This is a genomic window from Mariniflexile jejuense (assembly GCF_042675665.1).
In the GTDB taxonomy this organism is placed as follows: Bacteria; Bacteroidota; Bacteroidia; order Flavobacteriales; family Flavobacteriaceae; genus Mariniflexile; species Mariniflexile jejuense.
Map to the genome: position 1 here is coordinate 178,661 of NZ_JBHTJI010000042.1, position 15,741 is coordinate 194,401.

Below are 15,741 nucleotides of genomic sequence, written 5' to 3' on the forward strand. Positions count from 1 at the left end.
AAATATTTACTAAAAATATATTTGGAAGAATTTTTAATTTTAAGAAAAATATAAAAAATTAGACTTAAGCAAATGCTTTACTACTAAATATGATTTAAACCAACCATCCATTCATAAATAATTATATTTGCTAAGTGGTTGTTTTTAATTAAATTACTAATGTTTAATACTTTGCCTTTTAAGTAAAACTTATGAAACATGTGCTTCCTCTGATATTAAGCATCTTATTTTTAACACCTTTTTTTTCGGTTAGCCAAAACGAACATTTTATTAATTTAACAAGAGAAGATGGGCTTGCAAGTAACTTTGTTAGAGTAATATATCAAGATTCTTACGGTTATATGTGGTTTGGATCTGACAATGGCTTAAATAGATATGATGGTATAAATATGGATTTGTACCGTAATAATAGAGCTGACAAAAGTTCTTTAACAAACAATTACGTTGTCGACATATTACAAACCTCTAAAGGAAAACTACTTATTTGCACAACTAATAGTGTTGATGTTTTCAACTATAAAACAGAAAAATTTAAAAATGTAACTTTAATTGATGATATTACGTACAAAGGAATTATTGAAACTGAAAATAATGAAATATGGGTACTTTCAAAAAATAATATAGTTAACATTTTCAATTCTAATTTAGAACCTATAGATAGTTTAAATTTATTAACCTTAAAAAAAAATAGAAAACCATTTGAAAACCATATAAATGTATTTAAATATGATAAAAATAATTTAGTTATACATTTTGAAGATGATGGTTTCTATTTATTAAACTTAAAAACAAAAAAACTAAGTTATTTAGCTCATGATATAATCCCCAATTCTACTCATATTATAAAGATATATCCGATAAGTAAATCAGAGTTTTGGATTTTTAGTTTATTTGGTGTATTTGTTGTTAAAAATGGTGTACTAACAGAAAGATTTGTTGAGGGTGATATAAAAAATGGTGAGAGTTTAACCAGCAATTTTATTCTAGATTTTAAAATAATGCCCAATAATGAGTATTGGCTATTTACAGATGGTGGTGGAATAAATATTTACAACACTACTACAAAAAAGTTTAGATATATTGTTAATGACTTAAATAATAATCATTCTTTAGCGTCCAACTTTATTTATTCAGCCTATATAGACCATAACTCATCGTTATGGCTAGGAACAGTTAAAAATGGTGTTAGCCAACTTGATGATGACAACCCCTTTAGCACATACAAGGTAACATCTACAGAAAAAAATCAAAAGTTCGACATACCAGTAACTTCTATTTTTTTAGATTCAAAAAATAGAGTTTGGGTAGGTTCTGATGGTAAAGGGTTATACAAATTTGAAGACAATATATTGAAACAAGTAATTTATGACGAATCTATAAAAATAATATCTTGCATCAACCAAATAGCTTCAAATATATTAATTCTAGGGACTTATAATAATGGTGTAAGTACCTTTAACATTACAGAAAACAAGTTAATAAATCAGAACTACATAAATCAGGAATTAAATTTAGACACTCGAATTACATTTATTGAAAAAGACGATAATTCATTTTATATTGGTGGCAATAAGGTTGTTAGATTTAACAAATTAAATAATGCTTTATTAATAAAGCCAGATTACAATTTCACACAGAATAATATTCGTGCTTTGTCATTCAAACCCATTTCAAAAGATGCTTCTATTTTTGGTAACGCTTCTGGCCTATACAAATACTCAAATAATAAATTTGAGATAATATCAAACCTAACAAAAAAAGTTTACAGTATTTGGAAATATAAAGGTGATAAATATTGGTTAGCAACAAATAATGGTCTCGCTTTAATTGATATTAAAACAAATAAAACAATTTTTTATGGAACGGAATCTGGTCTAAATAATGAAACTATAAATTCTTTATTTGCATACAATTCTAAAAACTTGTGGCTAGGTACAGGACAAGGCATTTCAAAATTTGACATAGAAACTAAAAATTTTACAAATTACACTTATAAAGATGGGTTTATTGATAATTCTTTTAAGTCTTTAAAATCACTAAAATTAAATGATGGCCGTTTAGTTTTTGGTGGTGAAAAAGGGCTTTTAGTCTTTCATCCAGACAGTATAAAAACTAAAACAAAAATAAATAAAGTAATATTTACAAAATTATTTATAAATCATAAAAAACTTACTCCTAATGAGGATAAAATTATAACAGAACCTTTAGAACAGACTAAATTAATTACCCTAAATCGTAAAGATAAAGTTGTTACTATAAATTTTACAGCATTCAATTTAAAATATGCAAAAAATATAAAATTCTCATACAAACTTGAAGGATATAATAATGAGTGGAGTATTACTAAAGAACGGTCTTTAACATATATGAATTTATCTCCAGGCACTTATACTTTAAAAGTAAAAGCTTCTAGTCTGTCTGGTTTATGGGACGAATCGTATTCATCAATAACACTTAAAGTCTTACCTGCTTGGTGGCAAACAATTTGGTTTAAAATATTGGTTATTAGCTTTATAATTTTTATAATCTTTATAATCAATAAAACTATTTTAAATAAAGAACGCCTAAAAAGAGATTTTGAATTTGAAAAAAAGACATTAAAAGAACAAAATGAATTAGACGAGAAACAATTAGAGTTTTTCACCAATTTGTCTCACGAAATTCGCACACCTTTAAGCTTAATAATTAGTCCTGTTGAATCAATAATAAAAGAAACTACGAACTTAAATATTAAAAACAATTTATCTTTAATTCAAAAAAACGCTTTAAGAATTAATAGGTTGATTAATAGGGGGGTTGATTTTAGAAAAACTCAATTTAAAGAACCAGATATACAAATTGTACAAGAAGACATTATTAGCTTTCTTAAAGAATTGACAGGAAGCTTTAGTGATTTTTCGATGAGCAAACATATTGAACTTGAATTCATTAGCAACCAAAAATCCTTGCTTTTATGGTTTGACAAATACATGGTAGAAACCATTTTTTATAACCTTTTATCTAATGCATTTAAGTACAGTAATAAAAACAACAAAATTCTTTTAAAAATAGATTTAAAAGATAAGCATGTAAGCATTATTGTTCAAGATTTTGGGCAAGGAATTTTAAAAGAAGATATTCCTCATATTTTTGAACGTTTTTATCAATCTAAAAACCATATTGGAGGATCTGGCATCGGTTTAGCCTTAACCCATGAATTTGTTAAAGCACACAAAGGAAGTATTAAAGTAGATAGCGTTTTTGGAAAAGGAAGCACCTTTGAAGTTATTTTTCAATTAGGAAATAGTCATTTTAAAAAAAGTGATTTAGTTGAACTGAATAATAAAACGGAATATGTTCTTTCAGAAAGCAAATTATTGGAACATAACGAAATACTGGATGTTAAGCTAAAAAACAAAACAATACTTGTAGTAGAAGACGAAACTACTTTAAGAGATTATTTATACACAAACCTTTCTAAAACATACATAGTAATAACCGCAGAAAATGGATTAGAAGCTTTAGATATTATAAAAAATCAAAAAATACATTTAGTAGTTTCAGATATTGCAATGCCAATAATGAATGGTTTTGAATTTTGTAAAAAACTAAAAGAGAACGTAAAAACATGTGATGTACCTGTAATTCTATTAACAGCAAAAACTCGTAATGAAGAAAAAGTTGAAGGTTATGAAACTGGAGCCGATGCGTATCTTGAAAAACCTTTCTCTTTAGATGTTTTAAAATCTAGAATAAATAATCTTTTACAAAGAAGAATTAGACTAAAAGACAAAATGGTTGATAATTTAGACATCACTATAGATTCTGAAACTATCAATACTTCAGACGAAAAATTCTATGAACAAACCTTAGCCATTATTGAAAAACATATTGACGACATAGACTTTAATATTACTACATTCTCAAAAGAATTAGGTATGAGTAAATCTCTTATTTACAGCAAAATGTCTAAAATAACCAATATGAGCATTAATAACTTAATATTAACCATAAGGCTTAATAAAGCTTCTCAAATGCTTATATATACCAACAAGCCAATAGTTGATATATCATTACTAGTTGGTTTTCAAAACGCCAAATATTTTAGCACTAGTTTTAAAAAGAGGTTTGGTACTACACCATCCAAATATAGAGATGAGAAAAGCAATTTAAATGAAATTTAAATTATGTAAACATAAATCTTATTTAAACTTATCCTTTAAGTTTATTGTTTTATTATTAATAAGTGGTTTTGCACTAAAACCGATATAAAATATATATAAAAGCAACACAAAATTGAGTAGCATACCAACTTTTAAAGAAGTAAAATCGCTAATAAAACCAATTAATAACTGTATAACAGCACCTCCCATAATTCCACTTACTAAAATTCCTGCAAAAGCACCATGTAGTTTATCGATAGAATTTAAACCAAGTGAAAATATAATTGGGTACATTACAGATAATAAAAATCCACAATATTGAAATCCGTAAAGAGACTCTTCAGCAGAACCAAATAACGCAAATGAAAGGCTTAATATTGCTAATGAGGTGAAAATTTTTAACACCAACTTACTATCTATAAATTTTAATAGTATCAATCCAACTACACCTCCAATAGTCATTAATCCCCAAAAATTAGCCACTGCACTAGCTCCAGTTGTTTCATAATCAAACCCATGATATGTTTGTAAAAATTTAGACATCCAATAAGAAATACCTTGTTCTACCCCGACATAAGCAAAAAGACCAAAGAAAAACAATTGAACAGTCCTATTTTTAAAAAGTAGTAAATAGCTTTCTTTAGTACCTACTTTTTCATCATCCTCTAATGATACATTAGGAAACTTTATCAAAAACACCAATACAATTAATATTAAACTTAAAAAAGCAAATATCCAATATATAGACGTCCAAGACATACCTTTTGAAGTTACTCCAGATAACAAATTAATGATAAGACTTGTATTTTCAGCATTACCTATACTAGTTACTAACCATGAATAAACTAGTGGACTTACAAACGAAGCTACTCCAAAAATTAGTTGACCCATTACAGAAGTAAATGCATAGTTTTCTTTTCCGCCAGATTCTCTTAAAAGTGGATTTATTACTACTTGCAAAATAGCCATACCAGTGCCAATGGTAAATAAAGAAAACAAGAACACATTAAATGAAGGAATACAAGCAAAAAAAACAGATGCAAATAAAGCTAGAGCAAAACCAATAAGCATCATTCGCTTCTCTCCATATTTTTCTATCATAAATCCGGCAGGTATAGACATGACCCCATAAGCAATAAAAAAAGAAAACGGTAAAAACCCAGCCATTGTTTCACTTAGATTATAACTTAACGAAACACTTGGGTTTAGTGCACCAAGTATATTTGTTAAAAAAGAAATAACGAAAAAAGCCAATAATATCAATAGTACTAAAATATAATTCGTTTTCATTTCAATGCCTTTTATTTATTTATAAGTTAACCAAAATATTATTTATTAATATTAGTATTCCATCCATTATAAATAAATTCTGTCTCTTTATTATTAAGGTGATTTTTCTTTATTTTACCTTTATAAGTTCTTATTTCTCCTGGTAATATAGACACATAATTATCTGACCAGATAACAGGCAATATGGACAAGCCAGTTTCTTTGTCAACAATTTTTAATTCAATAAAAAATGCCATTTTATCTGATGAATTATTTAAAGTAACTTCAAAGTTTATAAATTCTTCGTTTTCTGTTTTAATCACTTGATGACTTAACTTCACTTTTTGAAGTTTTTCAAGTTGTGTGAAATCTGAATATTGTTTTGATGGTGTATGATAATTCCATTTTGGAACTTTGGTTTCATAATCCAAAACATCTTCTTTTTTGCTTAGCCAATAAAAATTATTATCAATTTCTTCATCTTTGTTGTTTAACACTTTCAGGCTTAAAAAATAGGTGTCTGTTAGATTTGATATTTCCTGTAATTTGAAAACATTAATTGAAGAATTTGCTTTGATCTTTGTATTTAATTTTTTCTCAAAAAGAATTTTCGAATTAATATCTAAAACTTTAATTTCAAGTTTTAATTCATTTGCGTCTTCAAGTTTATCGTTTACCAAATAAATAGATTCATTATTGTAATTGTATAATGCATGTATAGGCATTCCTGCTTTTTTAGTGGCATAATATGCTCCATTTGGCATTAAATAGCTATCGTAAAGTTGCCAATACATTTCTGGCCATGCAGAATTTAACATCCACTGAATAACACCAGTGGCATCATATCTATTTGCAGAAAATGCTTCAAACATAGGGCGCATTAATTCATAGTTTAATAACTGTGCTTTAAAAGCATAATCTTCAACATTTTTAGCTTTACAATATCTCTTATTTAAGGCCTCTGTAAATCTATCAAGTGTATTAAATACATTTCTTCCACAATGATAATCCCAAACGTCGTTTATTGGCCATAAATCTTTTTCAGGAATCATTTTACGTATACTCTCTATAGGAGGTACTTGAGCACCTGGACCAGTTTCTGTATTAAATCCAAAAGCACCACCATATTTAGTATCATTAAACCAATATATAGGAGGAACATACGCATAGGGACCACGCATTTTAACTCCACTTGGACCTGCAAGAGAATTCCACTCTTTTGCTGAAGAAAGGTAAACTCTAGTAGAATCGTACTCATTAAATATTTTAAAATATTCTTTTTCTAACTCAGGTAAAGGTTTACAATCGCTACCTGCCATCCAAGTAAAAATTGAAGGATGATTTCTTAGCCAAACAACCTGATCTCTCCACGCAGTTGTCATTAATTCTATGTCTTCTGGAGATTGGATTCCTCCGTAAACTTCATCAACAGGTTTGCCCAAATAGTTTTCCCACTCCCATTGACAACTCCAACCAACCATAACCAGAATACCCATCTTATCACATTTCTCATAAATTGTATGGTCTTTTCCCCAAAACCCTTCCAATCTAATTGTATTAAGATTCATATCTCTTACATAGTCTAGTTGTGATTGTATATAATCTTCAGTGTCATCTAGCATAATATTATCAACCCAACCACCACCTCTAATAGATATTTTCTTGCCATTTATTTTAAATCCTCTATGACCATCTTTAGTAAAAAAATCAGAAACTTCTCTAATTCCAAAATCAAAAGTCACTTTATTTATTAGCTTATTACGACATAAGAATTCAACTTTTGCATTATATAATTCTGGTTTACCAATTGTATAAGGCCACCAAAGTTTTGGGTTTGAGATTTTAAGTTGTTCAAAATCTTTTACCGTTAAAATAATTTTTTTGTTTTCACCCTTTTTTAAACTAACTTTTTTATTAATAACAATATCTCCAATCTCTATCTTCAAAATACCATCAATGTTTTTTTTATAGTTTATAAGATTTGTTGAAAAAGTTAAATCAACTTTATCATAATCTCCGTCTTTAAACGAAGATTCTACATAAGGATTTTCAATACCTATACCATTATGACTAATAATACTTACTCTTCTAAAAATACCCATATTATTATCTGGTGGTTCTGGATTCCAATCAACAAAACCAATAGTAAAGTCTCCTGGATTTGGTGGAAAAACCTCAATAGCTAAGACATTATTACCTTTTTTTATGTATTTATTTATTTGTAATTTAAATTGTCTGAACGAATTTATAATTTCTTTATTAGATGCTATTTGTTTACCATTTAACCAAATATTAGCACTATAGTTGATACCTTCAAGATATAAAGAATGGGTAAGATTCAAGTTATCTATATCAAAAGTGGTTCTGTACCACCAAGATGTTTTAAAAAGATCTTTACTTATAGTGTCAAGATTTTTTCCCAAATAAATATCCTTATAAATCCCTTTTTTTACAAGTGCGTTAAAAACTGTTGAAGGTACTTCAGTCTCAATCCAAGAACTATCATTGTACAAACTGGTTGAAATTTTATTTTCATCAATTTTTATACTACTTTGAATTTTCCATTTTTTTAAGACTTTACTTGTTATATTTTTTTGAGAATATGCCACAGTAACAAAAGCAATTACTATGAAAAAGGATATTTTTCTTTTCATTTAAATTTTAGGAATAATTATTTATCACAAATTAAAACCCTTCAATACGGTTTTAGGTTTTATATTTTCTTAAAAAGGTTTGGCTTCGTGTTTTTTATTAATTATTCTAGATAATTTAAAACCTATCAAACAATTATTTTGTATGATATTACAGGTGAATAATTAAAAAATAATAATAACAAATAGAAAAATATAAAATCAAACTATTTACGGAATATAATGAACAGCTCTATCGAGTGTGTTAAATAAATTTGGCCACATATAACTTTAAAATAACAATTATGAAAAATTTCACTTTAGTATTATTCCTAACAACGTCAATCCTCACCTTAGCCCAAACAGAAAAAAACACTTACAATTTTGATAACGACACAGAGGCTTTTTTTGGGGAAGGAGGCAATGTTTCTGCTACTCCTTCAGGCTTTATAACATTTAGCCCAATATCAAATTATGCAAGAATTGTACAAAAAACTAATTACATCAATGCTTATGAAAACAAAACCATACGCCTTCGTATAAGTAATCAGTCTTCTACAAACAATGTGTTATCGTTATCTGTAGACGGTAAAGCGATAGGAAATATTGAAGTATCAACAAATGATGGTAATAGTTTCAAAGAATACGTGTTTAAAATAACTTCAAACAAATGGATTGGAAATGTTTCAGAATTTAAATTATTCCCTAGAAACTCTGAAACAAAAATGAATGATGATGATGGTGCTTTAATCATTGACTATATTATATTTTCTAAAAAATAATTGAATTAAAGCTTGTTACTAATATAGTTTATTGCAACCCCAAGATTCTACATGTTTTTAGCATATCATTAAAAAAATTTTGAGGTTGCTTTTTTTTTGCTGAATTAAATTATTTTTAATAGTGTTTTCATAAATAAAAAGCTCTTGTATCAAAATGAAAATATTTGTTTACGAAACAATAATATTATTTCTATTTACTTTTTGGTTTTCATATTCAAAAGGGAAAGATATATCAGAAAATAATACTTCTAAGATTCTTTTAAGGTGTAATAATCCGTTTCCAAATCATACCACTTATATTGGAAACCATATAAAACTGGACTTGCAACAAAAAGTTGGACAATTTATTGCGAGATTTAAGACGCTACATTTTGGTTATACATTTCTGTTTCAAATTCCTTAATAGTTTTATACCCTAAAGTAGAGTGTATTCTTCTTTTGTTATACCAAGTTTCTATCCAAGAAAAGACTGATAGTTCTTCTTGAGACCTGTAATTATATTTATGTTTGGATACCCATTCTGTTTTTAAGCTCTTAAAAAAAGATTCTGCTACGGCATTGTTCCAATAGTTCTCCTTTCTACTCATGCTTTGCATTACTAATCCATTATAGTTTTTGATAACATAAGTTAACATATAGCTGGCATACTGAGAACCTCTATCGGAATGGATGATAAGTTCTTCCGAAATTTCATTGGATTTTACCGCCATATTCCATGCAGGCATTATAGTGTCCTGCGTTATTAAATTGGTGCTCATAGACCAACCCATTACTTTTCGAATATATAAATCAAAATCTCTGTTAAATACATTGCAAATAACGTTTAAAGTCAACCACTGAAAACGGAATTTTTTAAGCCACTTAAAAACTCATTTCAGCCTAAGATATAAAAGGACTTTCAATAATTATTACTGTGCTCACTTTTATCCGCTGTGGGTGGCACACGTTGACCGCCTTATCTATCAGACTCACTATATCGACTATAAATATTACGTGCTTTTAAGTTCTTAAAAAAATTGAATAACAAAATAGGAATAAAAAGATACAATTAAGAAAAAAACAAACTGACACTAATGTTTAATTATTACCGTTACTTTTCTGAAATAAAAATGATTAAATAAAATGTTTATCATAAAATGAGTATATTTATACAATCGAAAGTTAATATCACTTAAAATAAAATAAATCAAAGTTCACAAATCGTCAACAATGGTTGTAAAAATTAGTAAAAGCCTTGATAACACTGGCAATGGGACTTTAGGTTCGAATCCCAGCCCAGTCACTAAGTAGGATATCATCCGAAATCAAAACCTTGCTAATCTTATGATTAGCAAGGTTTTATAGTTTTAAAAATATATCTTTAAACATTATTTTAATTTTGAGTTCTTAAATAATGAGCATTAATATTAAAAAATAGATGTTAATATTTTTTTTTAGTAGCAATGGATAAACAACAAAATTGACAACTCAACTTTGATCCATAAATATTTAATACTTTAAAATAACAACTATAGTTTTTATTACAATTTATCTACAGTTTTTTTTTGCACAGCTAATAAACAGTCTAATATTTACACTAAAAAAGGGATTCTAAACCAAGTATCAAACTTAAATTTAAGCAATTTTGTTAAAGCATATTTAATGTGATTAAAATCAATTCTACATTTAAACATTAAACTTTATTCTTTAAGATGTCTTAAGAATCAAGATATACTTTTATCAATATTTAAATATAGTTAGATATGAATATTAAAAGTATTATTGTAACCATAATTCATTTTTTTATTACATTAACATGCTTGTGCCAATCTTCTACTGAATTTAAAATTCATGGAAAAATAGTTGACAGTAAGAGTTTTAAACCACTTGAACTTGTAAACATCATACTTTACACCACAAAAGACAGTACTTTGTACAAAGGAGTGGTAACCGATATTAACGGCAAATTTGAGTTTAACAACATTAGAGTTAACACATATTTTATAGAAGTTAGTTACATGGGGTACGAAACATTACTAATTTCAGAAATTAATGTAAATGATAAATCAATAGATTTGGGAACAAAAAAAATATTGATATCAAATATTAAATTAGATGATGTTATTGTATCTGCCAAAAAATCGGTTCTTAATACAAGTATCGATAGAAAAGTTTATAATGTTGAGAAGGATATTCAAAGCCAAACAGGATCTGCAAGTGATATTTTACAAAACATTCCATCTATTTCTGTAGATGTTGACGGAACAGTAGCCTTGAGAGGATCTACCAATGTTACTTTTTTTATTAATGGAAAACCTTCAACTTTATTAGGTAAAAATAGTGCAGTTGTATTACAGCAAATGCCATCAAATAACATAGAACGAATTGAGGTTATTACAAATCCATCGGCCAAATATAAACCAGATGGTACTGGTGGTATTATAAATATTGTTTTAAAAAAGGATAAACAAAAAGGCTTTAATGGTCTGTTTTTAGCAAATGCAGGAAATAACAACAGGTATAATACTAGTATGTCTTTAAATTACAATACAGAAAAGATCAATATATTTGGCAATTACGGTATTAAAAAGAATAATAGCCCTCGACTTTCTACTGACTATAGAATTAACAGAGACTCTTTACTAAACGTTATTAATTACTACGGTTCAAAAAGCAAATCCACATCAAACCCTTTGTCGCAGCTAGTATCTGCAGGTATAGAATTTCAAATGAATGATAAAAATAAATTTGAATTATCAGGAAATTCAAATTTTCAAAACATGTTTAGAATTCAAAAAACACATTCAAACTGGAAAAACCCAGAAAATATTTTAATTAACGATTATACTACAAAAAGACTAAATAATGAAACTGAAATGGAATGGGACGTTAATGGCCTTTGGGAACATCAATTTAAAAAAGATGGTCATGTAATACAATTTGAACTTAATTTATCTGATTATGCAGAGACTGAGGATAATCACTATTTAGAAAATCATGCCATTCCAACTGTTTATGATGACGAAAAAAAGATTCTAATAAAAAAAAGCGGTCCAAAACTAATGCTATATGCGGAATACACCTTACCAATTAATAATAATACCGAATTGGAGGCAGGATATGTTATGGAATCCTTTAAAGATAATCTCACATATTTAGGTAAGGATTACAGCAAAAACACAGCAACATGGATTAAAGATGAAAACAAATCGAATGAGTTTATTTCTAATCAACAAATTCATGCTGTTTATAGTACCTTTTCTCATACTTTTGACCGCTTAAGTTTTATGGCTGGCCTTAGGGCAGAACGGGCTTTAATTACATCTAAACTCTTAACGCTTGATTCTATAGTTCCTAACAATTATTTCAAAGTATATCCAACTGTTCATTTAGCTTATGAAATAAATGAAAATCAAGAATTACAATTAAACTACAGTAAAAGAATAAAACGTGCTGACAGCGATGAAATGAACCCGTTTCCTGAATACAGTGACCCAAGAAATATAGCATCTGGAAATCCAAAAGCTAAGCCAGAACAAATACATTCCATAGAATTTGGTTATCATCTAAAAACCAAACCCTTTAACTTTATTCCTAGCATTTACTATAGGTACAAATATGATGGCTTTACTGAAATCAAGAAATATGTAAATGATAGTATTTTATTAACAACATTTGCAAATTTGTCCAAATCAGAATTCTTAGGAACTGAATTAATAGTGTCGGCAAACCTAGGGCATTTTGTTAGCCTTAATTTTAATATTAATGGTTATTACACTAAGCTAGATGCTTCAAATATTGGGTATTCAAATAACAGAACAACTTTTTCTTTTGACACTAAACTTGGAGTCAATATAAATTACATAAAATCAGGCATGTTTCAACTTAACAGTTATTACAGGTCTAAAAGGATAAATACTCAAGGAACTACTAATTCGTTATTTTACACCAATATTGGTCTAAAACAAGATTTATTGAAAAATAAAGCTTCTATAGTATTTACCGTGTCTGATCTTTTTAACTCCCTTAATCAAGTTTATTTTATTGATACTCCTTTATTATGGCAAAAATCTACAAGAAAAAGAGACTCGCAAATTGTATTTTTGGGCTTTACGTATCGTTTTGGCACTAAAGAGAAACATGAAAATCAAGAATTAAATTATGATGATAAAATTTAAAACATAATTTTAACTTGAACTAGTTTAACTAAAAATTTATTAATCCTTTGTTTACAAACGTTAAGTTATAAATACTGTATTTAATACCGCTCTAGTAAGTAGTTAAATTAGTAATAAACTAGATTTATAAATTTATTAATGAATAAAAACTGAAAACACTGATAGAAAAAAGTGTTAAATTATTTGTTAAGTAGCTTAGTTTTAAATATTAATCTATTTTATGTTTCTTTAAGTAATTACCACAATTTTATCAACAAAAAAATAAAAGGTATTTATACATCTTCATTAGCTTTTACACACCTTCTAGTCAAAACTTATAAGTGTATCCCAAGCGTATTATCTGCGATTCTGCATAATTGCTACTTGTATATTGAAAACCTTCACCAAAAACTCTCGTTTTCAGGGTCATGGTATTTAGAAGGTCGGTTGCATTTAAAAACAGTTCACCTTTGCTTTTTTGAATTGATTTTTTTACACCAAAATCTAACGAAAAACGCGATTCTATTTTTCCTTGTGGAATAATATCGGCTGCTAAATAAACGGCACTTAGTTGAGCAACTACCTTTTTAGAAAACTTTAAAGTATTATTAAGTTTCAAACTTCCAGAGGTTATTTCCTTAGTATTAGCTGAAAATATATTAGGTATTGGGTATAAGTTTTCTACAGTAAAAGCATTTATTTGATTTCGATATATATTACCATTAAAATTCAAAGTAAACCAATCTGTAACATCTTGTTCAAAAACCATTTCAATCCCAGAATTATAACTTTTTCCTGCATTTTGAAAAATGGCATAAATGATATTACTTGCCCCATCTGTTGAAGAAATTCGTGTAATGGTACCGTCTGCAAAACGATGATAAAGTGCTGCATACAAACTACCTTTTTCCCAACTGGTTTTATAGCCCAATTCTATTAGATTAGTGAATTGCGGACGTAACGCAGGATTACCTACTTTTATTAATTCCACATCGTCATATTTAGGAAAAATACGAATATCAACCTCATTTGGTCTGTCTACACGACGATTATAAAACACAGAAATCTTATTGTTTTCATTAAACTTATAAGCAAATCGCACATTTGGAAAAGGCTTGGTATAATTGTAACCATCACTTTTATACGTGTTATGGTCTGGGTTTACTAGATAATTTAAATCTACATACTCCATTCGTAAGCCAATTTCGGCTTCATAGGTTTCGTTTTCAAAACTATAATTTCCGTAAAGTGCTGGAATAATTTCCTTATATTCTGCCCAACCGCCCGCATCGGCATCTATTGGTGAATTTTGCCCTTGAAAAAATTGCATGTTTATCGGAATGTTTCGTTTTCTTAACTTGATACCTGTTTCAAACTTTCCGTATTTTATTGGACGAATATAATCAACATTAAAATCGTAAACCTGTTCATCTGAAAGTAAAACAAACGAATCTAAACCAGTAAAAGTGGGTTGAATATTCTCAAAAAAATACTTTTCATCTTCTCTATGGAAAGTATAATTAAACCCAATGTTTAGCAATCGTCCAGCTTCTTTAAATTTATGCTGATAATTTGCCGTTGCCATAATGGTGGTTTTAACCTCATCTTCTAAAAACCGCCAAAGATACAGGCGCTCAAAATTTTCATCAACAAAAGGTTCGTCGCCATTATCAATAATAATTTCTCCACTATACAAACCCGATATTGTTAATGTGTTTTGCCCGTCTATATTCCAATCTAATCCAGATTTTAGAGTTATAAATTGGGTATCTCTATTTCTTTTGGTCTGTCGGTTTATGATGGTTCCATCATCATGAATACGATTTACAAATTCGTTTTTATTAAGTGTTTCGGTATATAAATAATCCCCTTGAAAAAAAAGATTTACATTATTCTTTCTATAATTAAGAGATAACGACGGGTTTATTTTTGGCGTGAAAGTATATTGCGGTCTGATGTCTGGAAAATTAGCTTTTCGCTCCCATAAAGACCCAAGTCCGGAAGTGAAACCTACTTTTCCATTAAACCCCTGCACCTTGCTTTTCTTATAAATAATATTGATAATACCTGCATTTCCGTTTGCATCATATTTAGACGATGGGTTATTTATAATCTCAATTTTTTCAATTGCCGAAGCAGGAATATTATCCAACCCACTTTGGTTTCCAAAACCCGTTAACGCTGTTTGCTTGCCATCAATAAGAACAGTTACTTTGTCGTTTCCGCGCAATTGCACTTTACCTTCTTGTATGGTAACACTTGGTAAATTTTGCATTACTTGTAACACAGAACCACCACTTTGACTTATGTTATCTTTTAAATCATAGGTTTTTTTATCCATTTTGTTACTTACTTCTTCTTTTTCCGCTTTAACTATTACTTCTCCAAGGAATGTTATGTTTTCGGTAAGTTCAATAGTTTTAATATCTAGATATTTTGAAAGTTTTCCAACAAAAAGTGATTGTGTTTCGGTATTATATCCTATGACAGATACTTCTAAAATATAACTACCTGATGCAACATTTTCAATAGTGAATCTACCTGCTTCATTTGTTGCTGTACCTGTAATGAATGTATTGTTTTTTTCAGATTTTAAAATAATATTTGCATAAGGAATACTTATTTGTGTTTCTTTTTCCTTTACTACACCTGAAATTGTAATATCTGTTTGACAAAATAGTTTTGAAGAAATTAAGGTGATTATAGCTAAAATATATTTTTTATACATGGGTATTACTTTTTTACAATAGTAGCTATAAATTCTTTAGATAAACTTAGGCTG

6 protein-coding genes and 1 pseudogene are annotated in these 15,741 nt (G+C 28.1%); 3 read left to right on the forward strand and 4 right to left on the reverse strand.

What is annotated here, in order from left to right; translation table 11 throughout:
* Nucleotides 1-191 precede the first annotated feature (191 nt).
* Complete coding sequence (locus tag ACFQ1R_RS13830) at nt 192-4,163, forward strand: hybrid sensor histidine kinase/response regulator transcription factor (protein WP_379926869.1); 3,972 nt, start codon at nt 192-194, stop codon at nt 4,161-4,163.
* An 18-nt stretch (nt 4,164-4,181) separates the two neighbouring features.
* Here ACFQ1R_RS13830 and ACFQ1R_RS13835 read toward each other — a convergent pair whose 3' ends face one another.
* Both ACFQ1R_RS13835 and ACFQ1R_RS13840 read right to left on the reverse strand, forming a co-directional pair.
* Complete coding sequence (locus ACFQ1R_RS13835) at nt 4,182-5,432, reverse strand: MFS transporter (RefSeq protein ID WP_379926870.1); 1,251 nt, start codon at nt 5,430-5,432, stop codon at nt 4,182-4,184.
* 38 nt (nt 5,433-5,470) lie between these two features.
* On the reverse strand, nt 5,471-8,065 hold the full coding sequence (locus tag ACFQ1R_RS13840) for a glycosyl hydrolase 2 galactose-binding domain-containing protein (protein ID WP_379926871.1): 2,595 nt from the start codon (nt 8,063-8,065) through the stop codon (nt 5,471-5,473).
* 281 nt (nt 8,066-8,346) lie between these two features.
* Between ACFQ1R_RS13840 and ACFQ1R_RS13845 the strand changes: the two genes are divergently transcribed.
* Nucleotides 8,347-8,823: a hypothetical protein gene (locus tag ACFQ1R_RS13845; RefSeq protein WP_379926872.1), complete on the forward strand. Its 477-nt coding sequence runs from the start codon at nt 8,347-8,349 to the stop codon at nt 8,821-8,823.
* 356 nt (nt 8,824-9,179) lie between these two features.
* Here the strand turns inward: ACFQ1R_RS13845 and ACFQ1R_RS13850 are convergent.
* Nucleotides 9,180-9,659 (reverse strand): annotated as a pseudogene (locus ACFQ1R_RS13850) (transposase); the annotation flags it as partial.
* Between the two features lie 906 nt (nt 9,660-10,565).
* Between ACFQ1R_RS13850 and ACFQ1R_RS13855 the strand changes: the two are divergent.
* Nucleotides 10,566-12,980: a TonB-dependent receptor domain-containing protein gene (locus tag ACFQ1R_RS13855; RefSeq protein WP_379926873.1), complete on the forward strand. Its 2,415-nt coding sequence runs from the start codon at nt 10,566-10,568 to the stop codon at nt 12,978-12,980.
* A 307-nt stretch (nt 12,981-13,287) separates the two neighbouring features.
* On the opposite strand, the gene ACFQ1R_RS13860 is transcribed toward ACFQ1R_RS13855, so the two are convergent.
* A complete protein-coding gene (locus ACFQ1R_RS13860) occupies nt 13,288-15,687 on the reverse strand; it encodes an outer membrane beta-barrel protein (RefSeq protein WP_379926874.1) in 2,400 nt (799 codons plus the stop codon).
* Nucleotides 15,688-15,741: the final 54 nt, after the last annotated feature.